27 protein-coding genes are annotated in these 25,819 nt (G+C 31.0%); 10 read left to right on the top strand and 17 right to left on the bottom strand.

The features are described 5' to 3' along the window. Position 1: 1 nt before the first annotated feature. The 4 genes from OB7_RS03415 to OB7_RS03400 are packed head-to-tail and all read right to left on the bottom strand — an operon-like array spanning position 2 to position 3,669. Entirely contained in the window at positions 2-937 is a 936-nt protein-coding gene (locus tag OB7_RS03415; protein ID WP_114702533.1) for a YncE family protein, read from the bottom strand. Next, positions 900-2,066 carry a bifunctional phosphopantothenoylcysteine decarboxylase/phosphopantothenate--cysteine ligase CoaBC gene (gene coaBC, locus OB7_RS03410; RefSeq protein WP_114702532.1) on the bottom strand — a complete coding sequence of 389 codons (1,167 nt, stop codon included), beginning with the start codon at positions 2,064-2,066 and terminating at the stop codon, positions 900-902. The genes OB7_RS03415 and coaBC overlap by 38 nt, the downstream gene beginning before the upstream one ends. A gap of 1 nt (position 2,067) precedes the next feature. Continuing rightward, entirely contained in the window at positions 2,068-2,868 is an 801-nt protein-coding gene (panB, locus tag OB7_RS03405; RefSeq protein WP_004102451.1) for a 3-methyl-2-oxobutanoate hydroxymethyltransferase, read from the bottom strand. 54 nt (positions 2,869-2,922) lie between these two features. Next, positions 2,923-3,669, bottom strand: a complete 747-nt coding sequence (locus tag OB7_RS03400; RefSeq protein ID WP_114702531.1) for an MBL fold metallo-hydrolase — start codon at positions 3,667-3,669, stop codon at positions 2,923-2,925. 66 nt (positions 3,670-3,735) lie between these two features. On the opposite strand from OB7_RS03400, the gene OB7_RS03395 reads away from it, so the two are divergent. Next, positions 3,736-4,704 carry a polysaccharide pyruvyl transferase family protein gene (locus OB7_RS03395; protein ID WP_114702530.1) on the top strand — a complete coding sequence of 323 codons (969 nt, stop codon included), beginning with the start codon at positions 3,736-3,738 and terminating at the stop codon, positions 4,702-4,704. On the opposite strand, the gene OB7_RS03390 is transcribed toward OB7_RS03395, so the two are convergent. Genes OB7_RS03390 through OB7_RS03360 form a run of 7 tightly spaced genes read right to left on the bottom strand, consistent with a single transcriptional unit; the run spans position 4,701 to position 10,124 of the window. Beyond that, positions 4,701-5,465, bottom strand: a complete 765-nt coding sequence (locus OB7_RS03390; protein ID WP_012580327.1) for an ABC transporter ATP-binding protein — start codon at positions 5,463-5,465, stop codon at positions 4,701-4,703. The genes OB7_RS03395 and OB7_RS03390 overlap by 4 nt on opposite strands. After that, positions 5,449-5,985, bottom strand: a complete 537-nt coding sequence (locus OB7_RS03385) for a transglycosylase SLT domain-containing protein (RefSeq protein ID WP_004102456.1) — start codon at positions 5,983-5,985, stop codon at positions 5,449-5,451. Before OB7_RS03385 ends, OB7_RS03390 begins: the two co-directional genes overlap by 17 nt. Positions 5,986-5,995: 10 nt before the next feature. Beyond that, complete coding sequence (locus tag OB7_RS03380; RefSeq protein WP_114702529.1) at positions 5,996-6,340, bottom strand: divergent PAP2 family protein; 345 nt, start codon at positions 6,338-6,340, stop codon at positions 5,996-5,998. A gap of 12 nt (positions 6,341-6,352) precedes the next feature. Then, on the bottom strand, positions 6,353-6,760 hold the full coding sequence (locus tag OB7_RS03375; RefSeq protein WP_114702528.1) for an ATP-binding protein: 408 nt from the start codon (positions 6,758-6,760) through the stop codon (positions 6,353-6,355). Continuing rightward, on the bottom strand, positions 6,760-7,551 hold the full coding sequence (locus tag OB7_RS03370) for an epoxyqueuosine reductase QueH (RefSeq protein ID WP_004102459.1): 792 nt from the start codon (positions 7,549-7,551) through the stop codon (positions 6,760-6,762). Before OB7_RS03370 ends, OB7_RS03375 begins: the two co-directional genes overlap by 1 nt. Then, the gene (dtd, locus tag OB7_RS03365) at positions 7,552-8,001 is read right to left on the bottom strand and encodes a D-aminoacyl-tRNA deacylase (protein WP_004102462.1); all 450 of its coding nucleotides are present in this window, start codon (positions 7,999-8,001) and stop codon (positions 7,552-7,554) included. Further along, positions 7,998-10,124: a RelA/SpoT family protein gene (locus tag OB7_RS03360; RefSeq protein ID WP_114702527.1), complete on the bottom strand. Its 2,127-nt coding sequence runs from the start codon at positions 10,122-10,124 to the stop codon at positions 7,998-8,000. Before OB7_RS03360 ends, dtd begins: the two co-directional genes overlap by 4 nt. Positions 10,125-10,346: 222 nt before the next feature. Between OB7_RS03360 and OB7_RS03355 the strand changes: the two genes are divergently transcribed. Further along, positions 10,347-11,978, top strand: a complete 1,632-nt coding sequence (locus OB7_RS03355; RefSeq protein WP_114702526.1) for a hypothetical protein — start codon at positions 10,347-10,349, stop codon at positions 11,976-11,978. A gap of 19 nt (positions 11,979-11,997) precedes the next feature. After that, a complete protein-coding gene (locus tag OB7_RS03350; protein WP_114702525.1) occupies positions 11,998-14,019 on the top strand; it encodes a S8 family serine peptidase in 2,022 nt (673 codons plus the stop codon). A 55-nt stretch (positions 14,020-14,074) separates the two neighbouring features. Here OB7_RS03350 and OB7_RS03345 read toward each other — a convergent pair whose 3' ends face one another. Genes OB7_RS03345 through thrC form a run of 6 tightly spaced genes read right to left on the bottom strand, consistent with a single transcriptional unit; the run spans position 14,075 to position 20,113 of the window. Next, on the bottom strand, positions 14,075-16,381 hold the full coding sequence (locus OB7_RS03345) for a xanthine dehydrogenase family protein molybdopterin-binding subunit (RefSeq protein WP_114702524.1): 2,307 nt from the start codon (positions 16,379-16,381) through the stop codon (positions 14,075-14,077). After that, a complete protein-coding gene (locus tag OB7_RS03340; RefSeq protein ID WP_004102471.1) occupies positions 16,378-16,824 on the bottom strand; it encodes a (2Fe-2S)-binding protein in 447 nt (148 codons plus the stop codon). The genes OB7_RS03345 and OB7_RS03340 overlap by 4 nt, the downstream gene beginning before the upstream one ends. After that, entirely contained in the window at positions 16,821-17,609 is a 789-nt protein-coding gene (locus tag OB7_RS03335) for an FAD binding domain-containing protein (protein ID WP_004102472.1), read from the bottom strand. Before OB7_RS03335 ends, OB7_RS03340 begins: the two co-directional genes overlap by 4 nt. Further along, positions 17,606-18,448 carry an FAD binding domain-containing protein gene (locus OB7_RS03330; protein WP_004102474.1) on the bottom strand — a complete coding sequence of 281 codons (843 nt, stop codon included), beginning with the start codon at positions 18,446-18,448 and terminating at the stop codon, positions 17,606-17,608. The genes OB7_RS03335 and OB7_RS03330 overlap by 4 nt, the downstream gene beginning before the upstream one ends. Then, positions 18,441-18,905 (bottom strand): (2Fe-2S)-binding protein, encoded by a 465-nt coding sequence (locus tag OB7_RS03325; RefSeq protein ID WP_012580334.1) that lies wholly within the window; start codon positions 18,903-18,905, stop codon positions 18,441-18,443. The genes OB7_RS03330 and OB7_RS03325 overlap by 8 nt, the downstream gene beginning before the upstream one ends. Beyond that, positions 18,902-20,113 carry a threonine synthase gene (gene thrC / locus OB7_RS03320; RefSeq protein WP_114702523.1) on the bottom strand — a complete coding sequence of 404 codons (1,212 nt, stop codon included), beginning with the start codon at positions 20,111-20,113 and terminating at the stop codon, positions 18,902-18,904. Before thrC ends, OB7_RS03325 begins: the two co-directional genes overlap by 4 nt. A 172-nt stretch (positions 20,114-20,285) precedes the next feature. Between thrC and OB7_RS03315 the strand changes: the two genes are divergently transcribed. Genes OB7_RS03315 through OB7_RS03285 form a run of 7 tightly spaced genes read left to right on the top strand, consistent with a single transcriptional unit; the run spans position 20,286 to position 25,810 of the window. After that, positions 20,286-20,831, top strand: a complete 546-nt coding sequence (locus tag OB7_RS03315; protein ID WP_012580336.1) for an HD domain-containing protein — start codon at positions 20,286-20,288, stop codon at positions 20,829-20,831. Then, positions 20,828-21,232, top strand: a complete 405-nt coding sequence (locus OB7_RS03310) for a hypothetical protein (protein WP_012580337.1) — start codon at positions 20,828-20,830, stop codon at positions 21,230-21,232. The genes OB7_RS03315 and OB7_RS03310 overlap by 4 nt, the downstream gene beginning before the upstream one ends. Before the next feature lie 13 nt (positions 21,233-21,245). Then, positions 21,246-23,156: a threonine--tRNA ligase gene (gene thrS, locus OB7_RS03305; protein WP_114702522.1), complete on the top strand. Its 1,911-nt coding sequence runs from the start codon at positions 21,246-21,248 to the stop codon at positions 23,154-23,156. Next, a complete protein-coding gene (locus OB7_RS03300; protein ID WP_249030998.1) occupies positions 23,140-23,973 on the top strand; it encodes an HD-GYP domain-containing protein in 834 nt (277 codons plus the stop codon). The genes thrS and OB7_RS03300 overlap by 17 nt, the downstream gene beginning before the upstream one ends. Before the next feature lie 41 nt (positions 23,974-24,014). Then, complete coding sequence (locus OB7_RS03295) at positions 24,015-24,416, top strand: NfeD family protein (RefSeq protein ID WP_211305594.1); 402 nt, start codon at positions 24,015-24,017, stop codon at positions 24,414-24,416. 4 nt (positions 24,417-24,420) lie between these two features. Next, a complete protein-coding gene (locus OB7_RS03290; protein WP_114702520.1) occupies positions 24,421-25,338 on the top strand; it encodes an SPFH domain-containing protein in 918 nt (305 codons plus the stop codon). Next, the gene (locus OB7_RS03285) at positions 25,331-25,810 is read left to right on the top strand and encodes a hypothetical protein (protein WP_012580341.1); all 480 of its coding nucleotides are present in this window, start codon (positions 25,331-25,333) and stop codon (positions 25,808-25,810) included. Before OB7_RS03290 ends, OB7_RS03285 begins: the two co-directional genes overlap by 8 nt. Positions 25,811-25,819: the final 9 nt, after the last annotated feature.

The raw sequence follows: 25,819 nt of genomic DNA, 5'->3' as shown, positions 1-25,819 counted from the left end.
TTTAGAATTCAAATATGTTTATCTCGCCATTTTCAGCACAGACAACGGCTATTTCGCCTTTATAACTAAAAATTTCAATGGGAAAATCACCTGTCTCGATTTCTTGTATTGTATTGTTATCAAATATTATAAGCTTATTGTTTGATGCAGAGAGAATGTATAGTTTATCGTTTATAATTTTTGCGTAAGTTGGTTGATAATTTAATTTTGCTACCTTTTCTATTTTACCACTTTCTATGCTGTAAATTGTATTACTAAACATTGAACCAAAGTAAAGTTTTTTATTCCAGATTATTGCAAATGATATGTAAGGTTCCGACTTATACAATTTCTTTTTATCAATTTCTAAAATATTTCCCCCTCTTGTATCTATTATAAAGTTATCTACTAATAATGAAGGTGTAGTAAGGTTATAGTTATAAATTTTTCCTTGATATTCAAAATCAATATCGTTTTTCCAGATATATAATCCAATTGGTTTGCTTTTGTAAAAATAGAAATAATTTGGTGTTGAGACAAATTTGTGATAGTATACTAAGTTTAAATTAAAGTCATATCCAAATAGATTCCCCTCGGAATCAAGAATGTAAATTATGCTATTAATACGATTGTAGAAAATTGGTCTGTGCTCAAGTCTTTTTGTATATTTTTTTTGCTTTTTTAAATCAATTAGGATTATTTCTTTTCCGACGGTATCAATAATGAATAAATAATTTTTGTCTGTATAAGATATTGCAGGATACACTCCAACATTATTAAATAGATATTTTAATTTGTTTGTTTCTAAGTCATAAATATATACCTTTCTTTCTATAGAACTTGTTAAAACAATATAGTTTTCAAATTGTGTGTTTCTAAAAGTGTATTTTAACCCTGTGTAAAAAGGGAAAATTAAAGTATTAATTGTTAATAATATTAGTAAGAATATCTTTTGCAACTTTTTCTTTGCTCCCTTCAAGTTGTATTACTTTATCTTTAGAAATTAAAAATGCACTTGAAAAATCACTTCCCATTACTTTATTTGCATCATTTGCAATGATATAATCAGCATTTTTTGAAAACAATTTTTGTTTACCATATTCTATTATATTACTTGTTTCAGCTGCAAATCCAATAATAATTTGATTGCTGCGTTTTTTTCTTCCAAGTTCTTTTAAAATATCTTTTGTTCTTTCAAGTTCTAGAATAAAATTATTTTCTGATTTTTTAATTTTTTCTTTTGATTTTACTTTTGGAGTGTAATCAGCTACAGCAGCAGTCATTATTATAATGTCGTAATCTATAAATTTATTCATTACCTGAGTGTACATATCGTGAGCAGTTTTAACTTTTATAAATTCGTCTATAAAATATGGAGGAGTTAAATTTGTTGGTCCTGAGATTAAAGTTGTATATGCTCCCATTCTTTTCGAGATTTTTGCAATTTCATACCCCATTTTTCCGCTTGAATAGTTTGAAATATATCTGATTGGATCTATTTCTTCTCTTGTTGGTCCTGCGGTAACTAAAACTTTCTTGCCAGATAATCTTTTTTCGTCAAGCATATAGTATATTGCTTCAATAATTTTTTCATTTTCTGGGTATCTTCCTTTACCTACATCACCGCATGCTAAATGACCACTATCGGGTTCTACAATAAACCAACCCAATTTTTTTAATTTTTCAAAGTTTTCTTGAGTTAATTTATTTTCATACATTCGAGTATTCATAGTTGGGACCAAAATTTTTGGAGTTTTTTCAGGCAATGCCAATATTGTTGTTGTAAGTAGATTATCTGCAACTCCAGAAGAAATCTTGGCAATTGTGTTTGCTGTAGCTGGTGCAAGAACAAATAAATCAGCTTTTTTTGAAAGTTCTGTATGAATAATCCATCCGTTTTTAACATTAAATGTATCTGTATATACTGGACAATTACCAACTGCTGAAAAAACAACCGGAGAAATCATTTTAGTTGCATTTTCAGTCATTATTATATCAATTTCAAATTTATTTTTTCTAAGTTTGCTAACTAAGTCTACAGCTTTGTAAATTGCAATTCCGCTTGTAACTCCAACAATTATGTTCAATTTATTTTCCTCCTCCTTCTTCAAACACGTTTTCTTTTGATGGAAAAGTTTTCTCTTTTACTTCCGTTTTGAATTTTTCGATTGCATTTAGCATAATTTCAAAAGTGTTTGCATACATTTTGGAAAACTTTGGCTTAAATTCGGGATTTAAACCAACAATATCATGAAACACTAAAACTTGTCCATCACAATATCTTCCTGCACCTATTCCAATTGTTGGTATTGAGAGTTTTTCTGTAATTTCTTTTGCAATGGATTCAGTTACCATTTCAAGAACAATTGAAAATACCCCGCAATTTTCGAGTGCAAGTGCATCGTCTAAAAGTTTTTTCTTTGCACTTTCTTCTTTTCCTTGAACTTTATAGCCGCCAAACATATTCAATGATTGTGGAGTAAAACCAAGGTGCCCCATAACTGGAATGCCAATGTTTAAACATTTTTGGATTATTTCACAGTTTTGTGCTCCGCCTTCAATTTTTACAGCATTTGCCCCATTTTTAATTAGCAATCCTGCATTTTTAACAGATTCTTCTATGCTATATCCATATGACAAAAATGGAAGGTCAGCTACAATAAACGAGTTTGGTGCACCTCTTCTGACTGCTTGAAGGTGTATTATCATTTCTTCGAGAGTAACTGGAATTGTTGAATCATATCCAAGAACGTTATTTCCCAAAGAATCACCAACTAAGATTATATCAACGCCTGCTTTTTCAAGGATTTTTGCGGTTGGTGCATCATAGGCAGTAACCATAACAATTTTTTCTTTATTTTTCATTTTTAAAATTTTTTGTATTGTCATTTTAATCACACTCCTATTAATATATTTTAACATAAAAAATACCCTCTAGTTCTCCTAGAGGGTATTTTTTAATAAATTTTCAAGGCTCCATTTTAGTAGCTCTGGATATTTTCTGTTTGTAAAATTTGGATCATTTTCTAAGCTAGTAGAACTTACAGTGCCGTTTTTTAAATTTTTAATTTTTTGTAGGTATTCTTTCATTAGTCCTACGTCTGCGAAATTTCCAATTTTTCCATGACCTGGAACAATATTAGAAACTTGCGGAAGATTTTCAAGTGTATTTATCCAAACGTCTAAATTACTATCACTTACTATTTCAGGATGGATGTCAGTTATAACAGTATCACCAGCTATTAAAATATCTTCATTTTCTATTATGATGTATGATGAATCTGGTGTATGACCAGGACCATGGTAAACAGTTAATTTTACTCCATCTTCATATTCAAAAAAGTTATCAAATATGATGTTTGGAGGAACTATTTTTATATCTTCAATTTCTAGTTGCATTATATATTTTTCATCTATTTGTTCCATAAGGTTTCTTGTTAGGGAGTGACCAACTATAGGACAATCAAATGCAGAATTTCCAAATGTATGATCGGGGTGATAATGAGTGTTAATAACAAGAGTTATTTCTTTTCCAGAAATATCTTTTGAGAACTCTTTTATTTTTTCAGCTTTTTTTGGAAATAAAGATGTGTCTATCAGTATGTTTCCTTTTTTTCCAATAATTAAAGTGCTGTTTGATGCTAATTCGTTTTCAATAATATAGACTTTATTATTTATGTTTTTTATCATAATATACCCTCACTGTTTATGATATACTTTTCATAGAAATTATTCTCTATAAGGAGGTAATGTTCCTTGAAAAATGTTTTATTGATTGGATATTATGGCTATGGAAATTATGGTGACGAACTGATGAGGCAAAGTATAAAGGAATTTTTGATCGAAAAAAATTATAGAGTTATGGAATTATTACCAAAAGAGAAAAAAAAGTTGAATGAATATAATAGATTTAATCCTTTGTCTATTATAAGAGCTATTATAAAGTCTGATGTTGTAATATGCGGTGGTGGAGGAGTTTTACAAGATAAGACTAGCTTTAAAAGCTTTATGTATTATTACCTTCTCTTTAAAACAGCCCTTTTGTTTAGAAAACCTTTGATATTTTTTGGAAATAGTTTTGGACCTTTTTATAATTATGCATCAAGGATTTTAATGAAAAATTTATTGGAAAGTAAGAAGTTATACATTTTTGCAAGAGATCCGGTTTCATATAGATATGCAAAAAATTTTAATAAAAATTCTTTTTTGTGTACAGATCCAGGTATTAGAAAATTAGGAAGTATAAAAGTGGAAAGTAGTAAAGAAAGTAATAAGGCAGTAATAATTCCAAGGAGAGTAAAAAATTATGTACCGCTTTTGTTAACTTTAAAAAGTCAGGGAATAAATGAAGTAGTGTATGTTCCATTTTCGCCTCAAGATGAGGTACTTGCTAAAAAATTATCGAATATTTCAATCAAAGGATTAAATTCAAGGTTTTCAAACCTAATCATAGAAGAGATATCAAGTAGTAAGATTGTTGTCAGTGAAAGATTCCATGGAGCGCTAGTTTCAGCATTTTTGGGAAAAGCTTTTATTTCTGTTAACGATGAAAAATTCAGAAGATTTTTTAATAGATATTCTAGTAACAACAGCCATTTTGCACATGATTTATTTGATGCAAGCTTGAAAGTTAAAGAGTTAGTAAATCCAAATATATATAAAAAGATGAAAGAAGATGCTGAAGAAATGTATGAGAAGCTTGAAAAACTTTTAGTAAATCTTTAAAAGGTAACTACGGGATAATTATGTACAGGATGGTTAATAATATAGAATTCTTTTTCATAGAGCTTTTTAATGTTTTCTTTATTTATAACTTTTATTGGTGCACCTTCAAAGATTACTTTTCCATCTTTTAATGCATATATATAGTTACAGTATTTTGAGGCAACATTGATGTTGTGGAAAGCTGATAAAACAGTTTTTCCTTTTAAAGTAAGCTTTTTTAGTATTTCAACTATTTGAATTGCATGTGAGATATCTAAATGGGCTGTTAATTCATCGACTATTATTACAGGAGTTTCTTGATAAATGCTCCTTGCTATTAACACTCTTCTTTGTTCCCCACCACTTAATGTGGAAAAGTATCTGTCTTCGTAACCTAAGAGTTCAACCATTGAAAGACATTCTTTTATTTTTGTTGAATCTTCGAATGTATTGAAAAAGCTAGTTTTTTTATGAAGTGCTCCCATTTCAATTATATCTTTTACTTTAAATTCAAATGTGGGGTTAAATTCCTGCCGAACAAAAGAAATTTTTGATGCAATATACTTTCTTGAAAGCTTTCTAATATCCTTATCATAAAGTAATATTTTTCCAGAATATGGTTTTAACAAACCAGCTATAAGATTGAGTGTTGTTGATTTTCCAGCGCCATTTGGACCAATTATCCCTACAAATTGCCCTTCTTTTATATTTAAATTCAAATTTTTAATTCCAAAATTTCCGTATGAAAAATTTAAATTTATTACTTTAAGAATTTCGTTCATTGATACTTGCCACCTTTAACATTTCTTTGTACTTTGCGAGGATTTTCTGTGCGTATTGATCTTTGTATGTTCCTCCATTATAGTGTTTTACTGCATCAGTTATATTATGGAATTTGTCGTATAGATATTTTAGATAGTAACTACCAATTTTTATATTTAGCTTAAAGTCCCATAATATTCTATTCCAACCTTCTTGTGGAGTAGAGATTTTATATAAATTTGCTACAAATTCTGCAGTTTCCGGTTTTATTTGCATCATTCCAAGTTCGCCATGCATTCCAATTACATTTCTAAACTCAGTTTCCACGATTATTACGGAAGTTATTAAAAGTGGATCAATTCCTGTTTCTTTGGAAGCATCTAAAATTGCATTTTCAATATTTTGAATTAACTCCTCATCACATGGGAGGTTATATGCTTCTCTATAGTACTTTATCATATCTCTAAACCATTTTCCAGGTAAAGCAAATGTTGAAATTGCTATTGTTAATAGTAAAAAGATAAGAAAATGTTTTTTCATGTTTTTCCTCCTATTTTGGAATTATAAATGCAATTATTGTCCCGAGAATGAATCCCAATATAGCCTCAATTAATGTGTGTCCACTATTTGGATCAACCTTTCTTCTTAAGCCAACCGCATCAGAAGCAACTATTGATAAAAAAATTGCTGCTATGGCAGTTTCTGGAGAGTCATAGCCAGTTATTCTTGCAACTTCCCATGCCAAAGCTGCTGTTGTTGCAACGTGTGCACTTGGCATTCCTCCGTATCTTCCAAAACTTTTAATATCTCTATATATTATCACCTTTAGTATTTGAGCACTTAAAAATGCAAAGAAAGCAGCCATTAACGCTTTATTTGATAATAATTGAAGCATATATTTACACCTCTATATATTGTATTCTTTTTTAAGTAGTAAAAGATTTCCACAACTTACATCTTTAAATTCCATAACATCAAATATTTTTTGGATTATATATATCCCTAAGCCTCCTGGCCTAATTTCTTCTAAAGGTCTTGGTTTGACTTTAGATGGATCAACTTTAGGTCCAAAATCTCTAAGATAGATTTCTAGAACATTAGGTTCAGTCCATTTTAACGTCATTTTAATAATTTTATCTTTTTCAAATTTGTATGTGTGCTCTATTATATTAGCAATTGCCTCATTAACTGCAAGTTCAGTATCAAATATATCTTGCTCATTAACTGCTTTTTGAGATAAAAATTTTTGTACTACACTTCTTGCGATCTTAATATTTTCACTTTTTGAGAGAAAAGTAATTGAAATTATATCCATTATCCATTCCCCTTTAAAGTTTGTATTTTTTGATTATAATTTCCAAATTTATTCCAACCTTCTTTTAAATTGTATTTATCTTTAACAAAATCATCAATGTATAAAATTTTTGGTTGAATAACTTTAATTATCTCGATAAAGTTTTTTGAGAATATTTCAAAATTTTCTTTTGTTATTACTAATTTTTCAGGGAAAACTGGGATATTAGTTATTCCATATTCTTTTAGAATTTTTTTTGATTTTTCAATTTTTTCCTTTCTTTTATTTTCAAGTTCGATCTTTGAAAATATACAACCGCAATATGCCTGACGGTAAATATTTTGTTCTTTGATAAATTTTAAAGCTTCTTGGTATTCCTTTCCTTTTCTAAAATATGTTTCGATATATTTTACATTAACTTCCTGCTCTACTATTTTACCAATTTTATTTATTTTTTCCAAAACTTTTCTTGGAGAAGAAGTTAGAGTAGTTGCAAAAGAGTCAAAATTGTTTGTTTTAGCTGTTATTGCTGTGTTTTTTAAAAGAAGATAAATACATTTATCGCATCGTTGGCTGTTAATACCAAGATTTTCAAGCCCTTTTACATGCTTAAAGTAAACTTCGGGTTCATATTTGCTTTCAATGATTTTTAAATTCCACATCTTTGCAAGTTTTAGAACTTCATTGAACCTTTTTTCATATTCATTCTTAGGATGGATGTTTGGATTGTAAAAATAAATGTATTTTATTTTTTCTTTCATATGAAAGTATGCAGGCACCAAATCTGGCGCGCAACATACGTGAAGAAGCAACTAAAACACCTTCTTTGAATCAAGTAATAAAGTTACAGGGCCATCATTTACTAAAGAAACTTGCATATGTGCACCAAATTCACCTGTTTCAACTTTTAAATTGTAGTTTTTACAGGCATTTACAAATTCTTCATAAAGTTTTTTTGCAATGTCAGGAGGCGCTGATTCAGAATAAGAAGGTCTTCTACCTTTTCTGCAATCGCCATATAAAGTAAATTGAGATACTATAAGGAGTTCACCATTTATATCAAGCAATGAAAGGTTCATTTTTCCATTTTCATCATCAAAAATTCTTAAGTTAATTATTTTTTCGGCAAGATATTTGATGTCTTCTTTGTTATCATCTTTTCCGACTCCAAGCAATACTAAAAGTCCATTTTCTATTTTTCCAACTGTTTTTCCTTCTACTTCAACTTTTGCGTTTTTAACCCTTTGTATTACTGCTCTCATCTTCTTCTCACCCTCAATATTCCAGATTTTTTATTTAATTGACTTATTATGTCATTTAGTTCATTTAAAGATTTTACCACAATTGTCAGATGTGCAAAGACCGAATTCCAATTTTTTGATTCATTTAGTTTAAAGCTTTTTACGTTTATGTTTTTTGAAACTAAAAGATTCATTATTTCGGCAAGGCGTTCATTTTTGTCAAACTCAATTTCTAAGTTAGTTGAAAATTCATTTGACTCATCAGATAACCATTTTGCCTTAAATAGTCTATCTTCATCTATATCTCTAATATTTTTGCAATTAATTCTATGTATAGTTATCCCTCTTCTGCTTGCTACTCCTACTATTTCATCACCTGGAACTGGCATACAACATTTGGCGATGTGAATATCAATATTTGAAATTCCATCTATTTCTACTGCATTTTTAATTTTTTTCGAGTTTTTTGTCTTTTTCTTGTAATTTTTTTCTGGTTTGTTTTCTATTAGTTCTAGTAAATCGTTAAAAGTAATACTTCCTTCACCTATGCGTGTATAAAATTCATCTATACTTAAATTATGGTTTTTTATAAATTCATTAACTTTTTCGTGTTCGAGTAATTTTTCTATTGAAATATTCAATCTTTTAGATAGTTTTCTAATTACATCTTTTCCTGATTCAATTAGTTTTTCTTTTTCTTTTTCTCTAAAAAATCTTCTAATTTTTGCCTTTGTTCTAGGACTTTTAGCATATTTTATCCAGCTAAGGCTTGGCCCTTTACTTGATTTGTTAACTAAAATTTCTACAACATCACCATTTTTTAGCTTGTAATTTATTGGAACAATTTTTCCGTTTACTTTTGCACCAGCAAAATGGTGTCCTATTTCTGTATGTATAGCGTAAGCAAAATCAATAACGGTTGATCCCAAAGGCATATGAATTATTTCTCCCTTTGGCGTTAAAACAAACACTTCATCAAGTTGCAATTCATTTTTAAGTTCGGAAAGATTCGTACTTCCTTGAAGAAGTTCTTTTCTCCAGTCAAGAAGTTGAAGAAGCCACTTTTGCTTTAAATCAACGCTCTTTTCTTTGTAAATCCAGTGAGCAATTAACCCATACTCTGCTTCGTTATGCATTTCTTCATCTCTGATCTGAATTTCCAAAGGTTCACCATATTGTGTTACAACTGTAGTATGAATTGATTTGTAACCATTTGATTTTGGAGCTGCAATGTAATCTTTAAATCTACCAGGAAGAGGAACCCAAATATGGTGTACTACTCCAAGAGCAGTATAACAGGTTTGAACATCTTTTACAATTGCCCTTATTCCAATAAGATCATAAATTTCTTCAAATTTTTTATTTTTTTCCTTCATCTTTTTCCAGATACTATAGTAATGTTTATAACGACCTTCCACTTTAGCATTTATATTATTTTCTTTTAATGCAAGTTTTAATTGATTTACATATTCGTTTGTTCGCTCTTCCCTTTCTTTCTTTTTTTCAGCAACTAATTCTTTAATCATGTAATATTCTTTTGGGTATAAAACTTTAAAAGAAAGATCTTCAAGTTCCCACTTTATCACATGAATCCCAAGTTTGTGTGCAATAGGAGCATAAACTTCAAGTGTTTCAAGTGCTTTGTATTTCTTTTTTTCTTCATCTTCAACATATTGTATTGTTCGCATGTTATGTAATCTATCTGCAAGTTTTACAAAAATAACTCTTACATCTTCAGCCATTGCAAAGAGCATTTTTTGTATGGTTTCACTTTTTTTCTTTTGTTCGATGTTTCCAACAGGTGCATTAATCTTGCTGACTTTTGTTACTCCATCGACAATTAATGCAACTTCTTTACCAAACATTTCTTCAATATCTTTTAAAGTTACTTTGCCTTGACTATCTTCAACTGTATCGTGTAAAATTCCAGAAATTATAGTAGTAATATCTAATTTTAATGATGCCAAAATTTTGGAAACTTCAATTGGATGAGTGATGAAAGGTTCACCAGATTTTCTGTAGTAACCTTTGTGGCCGTATTCAGCCAATTTGATTGCTTTTTTGATTTTTTCTTTTTCTTCATTTGATAAATTTTTATTGAGAACCGTTTCCAAATTTTTAATATATTCTTCTATATCTATCATATTTAAACACTCCTTAACTCTTTTGGAAATATTTTAACACAAATTTTGCAAAGTGTGTTATAATAGCTATTGGAATTGTTAATTTTGTATTTCTATATCTCGATAAAAAAATTAAATGAAATTATTTGAAAATCATTAAAAAATATTTGGTTGAATAATTTTTAAGATGGAAAGTTAAGTAGTAATTTTACTTTACAAATTTTAAGGATAGGAGGGATAGTTGTGAAGAAAGTTTTGATTTTTAGTACGATGTTTTTATTTGTTTTTCTGCTTTTTAGCGGTTGTGTTCAACAGTTTTTAAGTCAAGAGTACCCTGCAAGTCTTGAAGTTTATGTAACGGATTACAGATCAGGAGCTGCAGTTGAGGAGGCAACGGTAACAGTTTTTGATGAATCGGGTTCAAAGGTTGCTGAAAAGGTTACTGATGGGAAAGGTTTTGTGAAATTTGATTTGAAAATGAACGATACTGTAAAGTATTTTGATGTGAAAATTGAAAAAGAAAATTATGGTATTACAAGATTAAATAATTATATGATAAGTGGTTTAGAAACAAAAAAATTAGAATTAACGTTAAGAAAAACAGCATATGACACTTCAAAAGCATCTGATAAAATTACAATTAATGCAAGCTTTTTTGAAGATGAAGGAATGTCAAAGACTCTTAATTTAACAAAATTTAATTTGAACAAATTTTCCGGTGATGAATTGTATTATAAGATTAACGTTCTTTCAGGAACTGGTTATGATGTAAAATACGTATATGTAAAAGTTGGTGGAGTCCCAGGAAGCGGATTTTTCACTAATCCAAGAAATATTTATTATGATACAGAAATTGAAGGAAGCATATCCTTGGATGGTTTTTCTGGAAAGGTTCCAGTTTTTGTTGCAGTATTTGATCAAAATGAAAATTTGGTTGTTAATGCTTATTATTTGACACTGGTTAAAGAAAGTGGAGATTATAATATGTATGTTGTTGAAAAACCAAGTGATAGTGGATCTGTGAACCTTAAAGCATATACTAGAAGAGCTGGCATAAAATTTTATTCTAATGATATTCAAAAATCAGCAGTTTCTGAAATGAAGTTTGAAAAACCAAATGCTGCTCCAGATAAAGATTTAAATATGTGGATAGAAGTGAATTGGGTGAAATGGGAGGATTCTTCTGCATCTTCAACAACTGACAAACCAGAAGCTTATGTTGTTTACAGAAGTTTTGATGGAGTAAATTACGAACTAATTGCAAGGGTGCCATCAGATACTAATTATTATAGGGATAGCTCTGCACAACTTGAAGCTGGAAAAGAAGTTTGGTATAAAGTTGGCTCATATTATGGTGGAAAAATTTCTTCATTGACCGATTTAGGTTCTGTTGTTCCATTAGGAATGTTTGATATAAAATATATAAGTCCAACTGATGGTGCAACTGATGTATCAACTAATCCAACTTTTGAATGGGAAGTAGTAAATCCAATAGATTCTCCAGAAGGAACTGTAGTTTACTTATTTGATATTTGGCTTTATGATGAAACTTTAAATGATTATGGATATTATTCGTTAAGTGCTAGTGGCTATCCAAAATATAACTTTATAGGTACTGTTGCTACAAGCGTATCTTTTGCTTTTGATAATCCTCCTGCAGGTTTGTGGTGGGTAGATTATGGTGCCGGTGGATGGTATCAGTTTAATACATTGCAAAAAAATAAGACATACGAATGGGGTAATGAATTAGCAGTTGCTATAGTCTCTGATGAAGATTCAGAAGCATATTCTATATACGCAGATCAAGGTAAAATTATTGATCCGTTTGGAATAGAGGCAGAGATTTATAATACATTTACTACTGGTGAAAATTGATGAAAGGAGGGAATTTTAGATGAATAAGTTGTTTAAATATTCATTTTTTGGAATTTTAGTATTGTTTTTAATACTATCAAGTTGTGGATTAAACAATATAACTCAAAATAGTAATATTTCTAATAATACAGGTTCGGATATAAAATTGGGAAGTCTTGATTTTGAATACGAAGAAGGTAAGGTTCTTGTTGGATATGAAAATAGAGAAGAAGTTAACAAAATAGTAGAAGCATTAAACGGAAAAATTGCAGTTGATTTGCCCCAAATAAAAATGGTATCAATTAAATTTAATGGAACAGTAGAAGAGGCATATGAGAAAATTTTAAAACTTGGTTTAAAAGGTATCAGATATGTAGAACCAAGCTATAAAAGATATATTATTGATCCAAAACCAGTTGATAATAATATGATTAACAAGAATAATGAAACTGGTATAAACTCAACAAACCCAAGAGACGATGAAGAATTTTCAAAATACTTGTGGGGACTGGAAGCATTAAACGTTAAAGACGTTTGGGATATGGGATATACAGGTAAAGGAGTAATTGTTGCAGTAGTTGATAGTGGTGTTGATGGTACACATCCTGATTTAAAAGGTCAGGTAATTGAGGGTTACAGACCAAAAACAGGTGAAATCTTACCTGCAGATACAGATTCTTCATTTGGCGGGGCACATGGAACTCACGTTGCAGGCACTATAGCTGCTAGTGATAATTCTTTAGGAATTATTGGAGTAGCGCCAGATGCAAAAATAATGCCGATTGTTATATTTGATGTGGAAGGTTATGTAGGTGATGATGCGGTTGCTGATGGAATAATTTGGGCCGTTGATCATGGCGCAGATATTCTTCAAAATTCATGGGGAGGATGGGGCTATAGCTATACTTTAAAAAAAGCATTTGATTACGCATTAGACAGAGATGTTGTTGTAACAGTATCAGCAGGTAATGATCACACTGACCAACATGTACATTATCCATCAGGTTATCCCGGAATAATTCAAGTTGCAGCAGTTGAATTTAATGGTGGTGAATATAGAACAACATGGTTCTCAAATAGAAGTGACGCTATAACCGTTGGTGCACCTGGTGTTGATATTCTTTCAACAGTTCCACAAGCTACTGCTTTAGGTTATGAAGGCGCAGAACTTGCCGACTCATTTGGTGGTTTATATGCATTTTATCAAGGTACTTCAATGGCTTGTCCACATGTTTCTGGTGTTGTAGCATTATTGAAAGAAAAGTATCCAAATGCAAAAGTATGGCAAATAAGAAAGTTAATAGAACAAGGTGCTGTTGATATTGATAAAGCTGGATATGACCATGATTCAGGATTTGGACTAGTAAATGCAAAAAATTCAATAAATCTCACACTTCCAACTGATGGAGGAGTAACATTTAATGTTGAAGCAATTGATAGTTTGGATAATGGTATACCAGGAGTATTTGTAACACTAAAAAGAGTTGATGGAGTAGGTGGAGACTATTTTGCTAAAACAGATCGTACTGGTATTGCTCATTTTTCAAATATAGACGCAGGGAAATATGAAGTTATAGTTGGTGGACCAGATTCAAATGATAAATCTTACTCAGGAGATGGTTATTTTGGTAATAGTTCCTCAAAAAGAAGGGAAGAAGAAAGACAATATGTAAGGACCGTTAATGTAACAGCAGATGCTACTGAAACGTTTACTTTTACATCTACATTTAAAGTAGAATTTGATGAACCAGTTATTGACTTAGGCCAAGCAACACTAACGGTTGATTCAGTGTTTTATGAACTTATTACTGGAATTAGAGGATCTTACTTAAGTGAAACGTTTGTTTCAAATATGAAGTATGATTTCTCTTCTATAGCAGATTTAGTATATTTGAGATTAGAAAGATCAAATGTTGGAGCGACATGTACTGTTAATGGTACAGTTACTTTGAATGGAACTGAAATACCAGTAACAGCTGTTTTTGCAAGTGAAGATGCGACACTTTCAACAGTAGTTGATGATGTTTATGGAAAACCATACTGGCTAATATTTGGTAATTAAATTTTTGGAATTTACAAAATATAAATCAAGCCTCCAATTTTGGAGGCTTGATTTTTTAATTATTATTTAAACCCATTAATATTTTTTCAGGTGTGATAGGTAGTTTTTTTATTCTAACACCTACTGCATTATATATCGCATTAGCTATTGCAGCTGGTGGTGTGTCAATTCCAATTTCTGCAACAGATTTAGCACCAAAAGGACCAGTTGGTTCAAAACTTTCTACGAATTTTACTATAATATTTCCTATATCTTTTCTAGATGGGATTTTGTACTGCATTAAATTATTTGTTAGTAATTTTCCACTTGGTGAGTATTTAACATCTTCAAATAATGTCATACCAATTCCTTGCACAAGACCACCTTCAACTTGAATTCTTGCAAGATTTGGATTGATTGTAACACCACAATCTACTACCGCCACATAATTTATAAGCCTAACTTTTCCTGTTTCAATATCAACTTCAACTTCTGCAAATCCGGCCATAAATGGTGGAGGGGATTCCTCACCGACATATGATGCATCTGCAATCAACTGCTTTTGGTTTTCGGTGTAATACAAAACAGTGGCAAGTTCTTTCAAATCAACTTTTTTACTACCATCTTTTTCGAAAATATATTTTCCATCAAAGTCTACTTTTGATTCATCAAGCCCCAATTTAAGCGCTCCTTCTCTAATAATCATTCTTTTCATTTTTTCTGCTGCTCTTTTTACAGCATTACCTGAGACGTATGTAGTACTTGATGCATATGCGCCAACGTCAAATGGAGTAAGATCGGTGTCTGATGAATAAACAATAATATTTTCAGTAGGAACTTGAAGAACTTCAGCTGCTATTTGGGCAAGTATTGTATCACTTCCAGTGCCAAGATCCGTTGCTCCAATTAATAAATTAAATGAGCCATCATCATTTAATTTTAATATGGCAGATCCCATATCAATATTTGCAATACCTGATCCCTGCATTGCTATTGCCATTCCAACTCCTCTAAATTTTGTTTCAGATATTTTTTTTCTTGGAAATTTTTCTTTCCAATTAATTAACTTCATTCCTTCTTCAACACATTCATTTAATTTACAACTTCTTACAATCATATCTACTCCTTCACGACCTTCACCCATTATCTTGAATATTGGTGAAGTTTCGCCTTCACGTATCATATTCTTTTTTCTAAATTCTATAGGATCCATATTTAGTTTTTCTGCTAAGATATCAATAGCAGATTCAAGTGCAAAGTTTCCTTGAATTGCGCCGTATCCTCTATATGCTCCGGCAGGCACCTTATTTGTATATACAACTTTTCCTGAAAATCTGACGGCATCAACTTTGTTGTACATTGGCAGTGTTTTAGAACCAGCAACCATAAATGTTGTAAGAGCATGTTCACCATATGCTCCGGTATCTGATAAACCTTTCATGTCAATAACCTTTAATTTTCCATCTTTTGTTGCTCCTAGTGTAATATCATATCTCATAGGATGTCTAGTATAGGTTGCTTCAAACACTTCTTGACGAGAATATACAATTTTTGCGGGTTTTCCTGTTTTTAATGTAACAGCGGCAACAAAAGGTTCACCGTGTATTGCTTGTTTTCCACCAAAACCACCACCAATCCTTGGCTTTATAACTCTAATATCTTTTATTGGTATATTAAACGCTTCGGCTAATATCCTTCTAACATGGAATGGTACCTGTGTAGAAGAAATAATTACTAACCTTCCATGCATATCAATATATGAGGCGGCAGAATGTGGTTCAAAAGCAACATGTGCTTGAGCTTGCGTATAAAATCTTTCAGTAATTATTACATCACATTTTTTTAGTTCTTCTTCAACATCGCCTATTTCCATTTCATACGATGCAGCAATGTTGTTTTTGGCATCAAAACCTATTTCAAACATTGGATGAGTTTCTTTTTCAGGATGTATAATTGAAGAATGACCTTCTGCTTTTTCAAAATCAAGAACTGGTTCTAGTATTTCATACTCTACTTTAATTTCTGACAAAGCTTTTTCTACGACCTTTTCATCTTTTCCTGCAACAATTGCAACTTCATCTCCGACATATCTTACGTATTCATCAAGTATATACCAATCATGCGGTGAAGGTTCAGGATAGCCCTGCCCAGCTCTGGTTATTGGTATTCTTGGAAGGTCTTTATATGTTAAAACACATTCGATTCCGTCAATTTTCTCTGCTTTCGATGTATCAATACTTTTTATTTTTGCAAACGCATGTGGGCTCCTTAAGATTTTAACTATAAGCGCATCTTTGGGGGATAGATCATCTGTGTATACTGGTTTTCCTAAAAGAAGTCCTAATGCATCTTTTTTTGGAATTTTTCTTGTAACTTCTTTCATTTTTCCACCCCCAAGAATTTTTCTATAGCCCTGTGCTGTCCTACATATCCAGTGCATCTACAAAGATTACCGATTAATTTGTTTGTTATTTCCTCTTTATCTTTAAAGTTTTTATTTTTAAGATAGACAGTATTTACTATCAATCCAGGACTGCAAAAACCACATTGGTCGGCACCTTCTTCTGCAAGATATTGGGCAAAAACTTTTGCATCTTCAAGGCCTTCAACTGTAGTTATATGATGACCATCAGCTCTTGCCGCAAAAACAGAGCATGAAGGCACAGGTTTTCCATCCAATAATACAGTACAAATTCCACACATTCCAGTGTCACAACCTCTTCTAACGCTATAATAGCCTAGTTTTCTTAGAACATCTAGTAAAATATCATCTGGATTTATTTCAACGTCTTTTTTTTCACCGTTTATTATTAGACTAATCTTCATTTTGTCACCTCCTCAAGAGCACGTTTTACAAGTGCTTTACAAACCTTTTTTCTATACTCTGCTGTGGCCCTTAAATCATCTGAAAATTTTAATTCTTCGGCTGCAATTTCTGCAGCTTTTTCAATATTTTCTTTTGTGATGGCGTTATTTGATAAAAATTCTGCGGCATTTTTAGCAAGTTGAGCTATACCTGGTCTTGCACCAACAGCAATTTTAAATTTTCCTTCATTGTTTGATACAGCTACATTTAATAAGGAAAAATCATATTCTGAATTTCTTACATATTCAAATGCGAGCTTTAAATTTTCCTTCATTATCTCAATTTTCGACAAGATATCTTTAACAATTTTTGTTTCAAGAAATTTTTCAAGTGGCATTTTACCATTTTTATACAATTCTACGTTAGTATTTAAGACTAAAAGAGCTGTAATTAAATCAGAAAAACCGTATTTGGGAAAAATAGTCCCTCCAACAGTGACTATGTTTCTCATTTGATAACTTAAAATTTTTTCTGCAACATTTTTTAAAAAGCCGTTGTATAAAGTTGAAAGTACCGGATCTTCTTCAAATGCTGATATTGTCACCATAGATCCAACTTCAACTTTTTCTGGATAGTCATTTATAAAGTCAAGATTTGTATCTATTAGATCAATTGCAACATCGAATTCTTGGTTTGAAAGTTTCAAAAATGCTGCTCCTCCGATAACTCGTGAATTTTTTTCGGTTAGTATTTGATATGCCTCTTCTAATGTTTTTGGCTTTACATATTCTTTAAACTTTATCATATATTCATCACCTTCTTTTCTTTAAGATTGTAATATGCTTTAATCATAAGGTTGTACACAAGTTGTTTTCTATATTCTTTTGATGCTCTAACATCAGTAATTGGATTTGAAAGCTTTTGGTATTCGCTTGCAAGGTATTCAAAAAGTTCTAGACTTATCTCTTTACCTTTTACTTTTTCTTCTAGCAGTTTTTCACGCAGTATGGTAGGACCAACGGAACCGTAACAAATTGAAATGTCATCAATTTTGTTGTTTGATTCTTTTAATAGTATTGCAATGCTTGCAATTGATATGATCATTGCGTTTCTTCTGCCAACTTTTTCAAAATAGAATTTATAGTCATTTTTTATATCAAGTTCTACTCCAAAAATAAATTCATTCTCTTCTAATTCTATTTTTCCTGGGCCTTTAATAAAATCTTCAATGGGGATTTTTTTATTTGTTGGTTTAACAATTACTTTTGCATTTAAGAGATAACTTGCAAGGACAAAATCTCCCGCCGGTGATGCGTTTGCAATGTTCCCAACAGGAGTACCTCTATTTCTAATCATTGGTGAACCTATTAGCCTTATTATATTATCTAAATATTTGTTTATGTTATTATCTTTTAGATATTCTCTAAGTTGACTGTATGTAAAGTTTAAGGGAATAAATAATTTATCACTTATATTTGGGGTTTCAATAATAGCTTTTGTATCTATTACTGTGTCTGTGTTTATTGCATTTGCTCTCAGTTTGACAAAAAGATCAGTTCCACCGGAAAAGAGAAATCCTTTTGTAGATGCTTTAATTTCAGATAATTCTTCAACGGTCTTAGGTAAGAAATAATTTTTAATCATTTTTTTCACTTCCTTTGATATAGCTAGAAGCTATTTTTACAGCATTAATTATTTTTACATACCCAGTACATCTACAAAGGTTTCCCTCAAGTGCTTCTTTTATTTCTTCTTCGCTTGGATTCGGGTGTTTATCAAGTAACACTTTTGTTGAAACTATAAATCCAGGTGTACAAAATCCACATTGTATTGCTCCAGCTTCAACATAAGCATCTTTAATTTGATCTTCAATACCCTCTAGTGTAATAATCTCTTTTCCATCGAGTTCAACAGCAAGCATAAGGCATGAATGAACATTTTTACCGTTGACGATTATCGTACAAGCTCCGCATTCTCCTTCACCACATCCTTCCTTTACAGACGTTATCTTCAAATCATCTCTTAAAAAGTCAAGAGCTCTTTTATAAACAGGTACATCCCTTTCAATTGTTTGTCCGTTAAGTGTGAATTTAATTTTCATTTTCTCACCTCATTTATGTATTCAATGATTTTCTCAAAAACTGGTGGAATAGGATTAATTTTTATGTTATCTTGAACTGCTTTAATGTCTTTTAAGCCATTTCCAGTAATAAATATTGCTACAGTATCTTCTTTTTTTAGCAAATTCATAGAAATAGCTTTTTTAAAGCCTGCATATGCAGCAGCACCTGCAGGTTCTGCGAAAATACCCGTGTTTTTAGCTAGTTCAAATATTGCGGTTTTGATTTCTTCATCATTAACAGTTAAAAATGTTCCACCACTCTTTTCAACATATTTACAAGCTTTTATTACATCACGAGGCTTTCCAACAGAAATACTATCTGCAATTGTGTTTGGTATTATATCTACAGGAGTGTAAGGTTTTCCATTAGAGAATGTTTTTGCAATTGCATCTGCTCCTTCTGCTTGAATGCCGATTATTTTTGGAATTTTTTGTATAAGATTTAAGTTGTAAAAGTCATAAAAACCTTTGTAAATTGAGCTTATAACTGTTCCATCTCCTGCACTTACGAAGACAATATCTGGAACATTAAAGTCAAGTTGTACAGCAAGTTCCATAGTACCCGTTTTTTTGCCTTCAAGAAGGTATGGATTAATAGCAGAATTTCTTGAATACCAATTCAACTTTTGGCCAACTTTTGTAGATATATCAAATGCTTGGTCGTAATTTCCGTCAATAAGAATTATATTTGCTCCAAAAACATGTAACTGTGCAAGTTTTGCAATTGGAATATTTTTAGGAACAAATATATAAGTTTTAAGATCAGTAGGTGCTGAAAGTCCTGCTAGAGAGCTTGCTGCATTGCCAGTTGAGGCACAGTAGATAGTATCATATCCGTATTCATATGCTTTTGAAATTGCAATTGCTGAGGCTCTATCTTTGTAAGAACCAGTGGGATTTGTTCCATCGTATTTAAAGAAGACTTTTTTTATGCCATAATAATTTTTAAATTCATATGTTGGGGTATTACCTACGACTTGTTTGACTTTATATTCTGCAATTGGTAAAATCTTTGAAAATTGTGAAATATCTCCATGTTTGTCAAAATCAGATTTTTTAACATTTATTAAATCGTAATTAAATATTACTTCTAATGTTCCATATCTTTCACCACATTTGGGACAGGTATACATATTTGGTTCTGGATCATAAATAGTATCACAAGTTATACATTTCAATTTGTACACATTAATCCCTCCTATAGTTTGTTTTAAATTATACTTGATATTTGATGTAATCAAAAAATAACAAAAAATTAAGAATTTTTTTGAATTTTACAATTTTTGAAAATTTTACAGATATTATTAGTGATTTTCGTTTTAAACTTATGATATACTATAAATGTGGAGGTGTTTAGGTATGATAAATAGGCAGCAAGCATGGGAACTTTTAAATGAACATGTTAAGACAAAAAATCTTATAAAACATTGCCTTGCAACAGAGGCGGTTATGAGAGATCTTGCAAATTATTTTGGAGAAGATGAAGAAACTTGGGGAATTGCAGGACTTTTACATGACTTAGATTATGAATATACGAAAAATACTCCAGAAGAGCATGGATTGAAAACAGTGGAATTGCTTGGCGATTTAGTTAGTCAGGAGATTAAAAATGCAATACTTGCCCACAGCGGGAAAAAATCTAGAGATACTTTGATTGAAAAAGCAATTTATGCTGCTGATCCTACAACTGGTTTTATTGTTGCAGCTGCATTGATTAAGCCAGAGAAAAAGCTAGAAGCAATAGATGTTCAATTTTTGTTAAAACGTTTTAAGGAAAAATCTTTTGCAAAAGGTGCAAATAGGGATCAAATGGCAAGCTGTGAGAAATTTGGTCTTTCGCTTGAAAAATTTTATGAAATTGCCTTAAATGCAATGAAAAAGATATCAAAGGAGCTTGGTTTATGATATCAGGTTTGTTTTTTTGGATATTTCCATTTTTTTTAATTTTTTTTGATTTAGCTTTTTCTGATCTTTTTTTATCTTTTATACTGTTTTTCTTTTTAGAATCTGCTAATAACTTTAGTTTTGAAAAAGCGTTAAGATACGTTGTTTTTCTTTCTTTATATACTATGGTAATATTTAAAGATTTTAATTTAATTAACGTTTTTTTAATATTTTTACTTATATTAATAGAGTCGTATAGAGACTCTTTCTTAAAGATTTGGATTTTACCTTTACTGGAAGCTTTTATTTTTTATTCTTTGTTTTTAATTAATGGAAGTTTGAAAGTATTTATTATTTCATTATTGATTTCTTTGTTGATGTATGGTTATTTAATAAAGAAAGGAATAATAAAATTTAAATAGAGGAGGTAATATAATGAAAGTAACTTTACCAGATGGAAGTGAAAAAGAATATAAAGATAAAGTTACGCTTGCACAGATCGCACGAGAGATTAGTGAAGGTTTATTCAGAAATGCAGTTGGAGGAATAGTTAATGGAATGTTGTGGGATCTTGAAAGACCTATTGATTTTGATTGCGAGATAAAAATTATAACGAAAAAGGATAAAGAAGCACCGGAATTTTTTAGGCATACCATGGCACATATAATGGCTCAAGCAGTTATGAGAATATATGGTCCAGAAAATGTTAGACTAGGTATTGGTCCTACTATTGAAAATGGATTTTATTATGACTTTGAAATATTGAATGGGGTTATAAAAGAAGAGGATTTAGAAAAGATTGAAAAAGAAATGAAAAAGATCATAAAGGAAGATTTAAAGATTGAACGATTTGAACTGAACAAGGATGAAGCAATAAAGATGATGGATGAAAAAGGGCAAATATACAAAGTTGAGTTAATAAAAGAAATACAAGATGAAAAAGTGAGTTTTTATAAGCAAGGAGAATTTGTGGATCTATGTAGAGGACCACATTTACCAAGAACTGGTATGATAAAACACTTTAAGCTATTGTCTGTTTCTGGTGCATATTGGAGAGGCAGTGAAAAAAATCCAATGCTTCAAAGAATTTACGGTACAGCATTTGCTACTAAAGATGAATTGGACAATTATTTAAAAATGCTTGAAGAAGCTAAAAAGAGAGATCACAGAAAATTAGGTCCAAAACTTGGATTGTTCTTTATAAACACAGATGTTGCAGCTGGGATGCCAATATTCCTTCCAAAAGGTGCAACTATTTTAAATGAACTGATGAGTTTTTCAAGACAACTACACAAAGAATATGGATATAAAGAAGTAATGACTCCGTTAATTATGAATGTAAAACTTTGGCATCAAAGCGGACACTGGGATCATTACAAAGATAATATGTATTTTACAGAAAAGGAAGAGACTGAATATGCAGTAAAACCAATGAACTGTCCAGGACATATTCTGATTTATAAGAATGATGTAGTCTCTTACAGAGATCTTCCTATTAGGCTTTTTGAATTTGGGAAGGTTCATAGGTATGAAAGAAGTGGAGTTTTACATGGGCTTCTTAGGGTGAGAGCATTTACTCAAGATGATGCTCATATATTCTGTAGACAAGATCAAATTGAAGAAGAAGTAAGCTCTGTTGTAAGGCTTATAGACGAACTTTATAAACCATTTGGATTTACTTACAGAGCAACTCTGAGCACCATGCCAGAAGATCATATGGGAGATGAAGAGACTTGGGAAAAAGCAACAAATGCTCTAAAAAAAGTTTTAGAAGATATAAAGCTTGATTTTGATATTGCAGAAGGTGAAGGTGCTTTCTATGGTCCGAAAGTTGATTTTCATGTAAAAGATTCTCTTGGTAGAGAATGGCAATGTGCAACAATTCAACTAGATTTTCAAATGCCAGAAAGGTTTGACCTTAAATATGTAGACAAGGATGGCATTGAAAAAAGGCCAGTGATGATTCATACGGCAAAATATGGATCACTTGAAAGATTTTTTGGAATATTAATTGAGCATTATGCAGGGGCATTTCCTCTTTGGATTTCACCAGTCCAGGTATTAGTTTTACCAGTTTCTGATAAATATATTGATTATGCAAAAAAAGTTGCAAGGTTGTTAAGTGAAAGTAATATTAGGGTTGAAGTTGATAGTAGGAACGAAACTCTTGGTTATAAGATTAGAGAGGCTCAAATCAGCAAAGTACCATATATGATTATTGTAGGAGAAAATGAAGAAAAAAGTGGTAAAATAAGTGTTAGAAGTAGAGATGGAGTTGAGGAAAAAGATGTAAGTGTAGAAGAATTTGTTGAGGTTGTCCGCAAGGCTATTGCTGAAAGAAGGTGATAATTTGATTTCAAAAGAATTATCAGACTTTTTGAGGGAAAAGTTATATGATTATGATATAGGTTTTGAAAAAGGAGAAAAAGATATAAATATTTTTGAAGAGAATGGATTTATCTTTGTAGAAAAGGATCAAGATATTGTATTTTCTATCAAGAACGAAAAACGATATTTTGACCTTTTACCTATAATAATTGAAAAAGTTGTAAGAGGGCATTTAAATGTTCTGCACAAGGATAAGGCAGAAGAATTAATTGTTGATTTACTTGTAAATATAATAGTTTTGAGTGAGGTAGAAGACAGTGATGGATATAGCCATACTGAAAGAGTTGCAAAAATGGCGGAAAAGTTTGGAAAATTTTTAGGAATGGACGAAAAAGAACTAAGAAAATTTGTATTTCATGCGTATTTGCATGATGTTGGAAAAATCAGTCTTGAACAATTAATGTTATATTCACCCACTAGGATGAGATTGTTTGAAGAAAGTTACCAAGATCACACAGTTATGGGGAGTGTTTTTCTTTCGATGTTTGAGGTTTTGTGGGAATATATTCCAACTGTTAGATATCATCATGAAAGATGGGATGGAAAAGGTTTTCCAGATGGCTTGAGAGAGAGGCAAATTCCATATTATGCTAGAGTTATTTCTATACTAGACTTTTTTGATGAAACAACTCATTTTATCTCTTCAGAATGGGAATCTGAACTAAAAACTCCAAAAGAAGCTATGGAAATGATTAAGAAGTTATCTGGAAAATATTTTGATCCAAATTTGGTTGAAAAATTTGAAAGTTTTTTAAAAAGTGAGGGGGTGATATAATTAGCCCGACAGTTTTTTGGATTATATTAGCAGTAATATTAATGGCAGCTGAGATATTAACACCTACGTTTTTTATATTTTGGTTTGGTGTAGGCGCATTGGCATCGGCACTAGTTGCTTTTTTCGTAGGTAATACTATTTGGGAACTTGTTACATTTATAGTAGTCTCTGGTATTTTGGTTATTTTAACAAGGCCTCTTGCAAATAAAATTAGTGGAGAGCAAACGAGAAAGATTAATGTTGATGAGATAATTGGAAAACATGCCTTAGTTTTAGAAGATATTAACAACAAAGCAGGAACTGGAATTATTAAAGTAAATGGCGATACCTGGAGAGCATTCTCAAATGATGATGAAATTGTAATAAAAAAGGGGGAATATGTAAAAATTTTGCAAGTTGAAGGTGCACATGTTGTGGTTGAAAAAATAGATCAGGGGGTGTGATAATATGTTATACTTTTTGTTTTTAATATTAATATTCTTTTTGTTTTTAGTTGCGGCATCTGGTATAAGAATTGTTAGACCGTATGAAAGAGGATTGGTAGAAAGACTTGGAAAGTTTAGAAAAGAAGTTAAAGCAGGGATTCATTTTATTATTCCTTTTTTTGATAGAATGATAAAAGTGGATTTAAGAGAACATGTTATAGATGTTCCACCTCAAGAAGTTATTACAAAGGATAATGTTGTTGTAACTGTAGATGCTGTAATATACTATGAAATTACAGATGCTTACAAGGCAGTATACAATGTTAGTAATTTTGAATTTGCAACAATAAAGCTTGCACAAACGAATCTTAGAAATGTTATTGGTGAATTAGAACTTGATCAGACGCTTACTTCAAGGGAAAAAATAAATACGAAGCTTAGAACTGTACTTGATGAAGCTACTGATAAATGGGGAATTAGAATTACAAGAGTTGAAATTAAAAAGATAGATCCACCAAAGGATATTATGGAAGCTATGAGTAAACAAATGAAGGCTGAAAGAACAAAGAGAGCAGCAATTTTAGAAGCAGAAGGAATTAGGCAATCTGAAATTTTAAAAGCAGAAGGTCAAAAACAAGCAGCAATTTTAAAGGCAGAAGGTGAAGCGGAAGCCATTAAGAAAGTTGCAGAAGCAAATAAGCATAAATTGATTGCTGAGGCTCAAGGACAAGGTGAAGCTATTATGTTGGTGTTTAAGTCAATCCATGAAGGAAATCCTACCAACGACGTTATTGCAGTAAGATATCTTGAGACACTTAAAGAAATGGCTAATGGAAATGCAACTAAGATATTCTTACCAATGGAATTATCAGGTATTTTGGGAAGTATAGGAGCAATTTCTGAAATGTTTAAGAGTGGCGGTGAAAAAGATAATGCTTGATGTTACCTTTTTTACGCTTATTACAGGGGCCGTAGGGCTCCTGATTTCTATTGCATTAGCTTTTTTAATTGTAATTTCAAAGACATTCTTTAAATATGGTACGTTTAGATTTTTTAATGAATTAATTGTTTTAGGTCTTGGAATATTAGGTTGGTATTATATACCTAAAGGCATATTGCAATTGTTTTTCTTTTTAATTCTTTCGACGCTTTACCAACTTTATAGGATTATTAGGGATATTTATTCTATAGATACCAGGTTTAGAATATTGGTTTTGGCTTTGGGAAAAGACAGATTTGAGTATGCTATATTTTCAATTAAAAGAGTAAGTAAAAGAATAATTGGAAGCTTTTTTAAATATTTTGCTATTTTAATTGCCGCTTATCCCATTTCTCAGTCGTTGCATGCAGAAATAGTTGGTGTAATATCTTTATTGGTTGGCGTTATATTGGTGCTGCTAAAATTAGACTGAGAAAGGGGA

The sequence above is a fragment of the Thermosipho africanus Ob7 genome, from assembly GCF_003351105.1.
Taxonomy (GTDB): domain Bacteria; phylum Thermotogota; class Thermotogae; order Thermotogales; family Fervidobacteriaceae; genus Thermosipho; species Thermosipho africanus.
The sequence above is the reverse complement of the archived record's forward strand: the minus strand, read 5'-3'. Positions and strand labels throughout refer to the sequence as shown.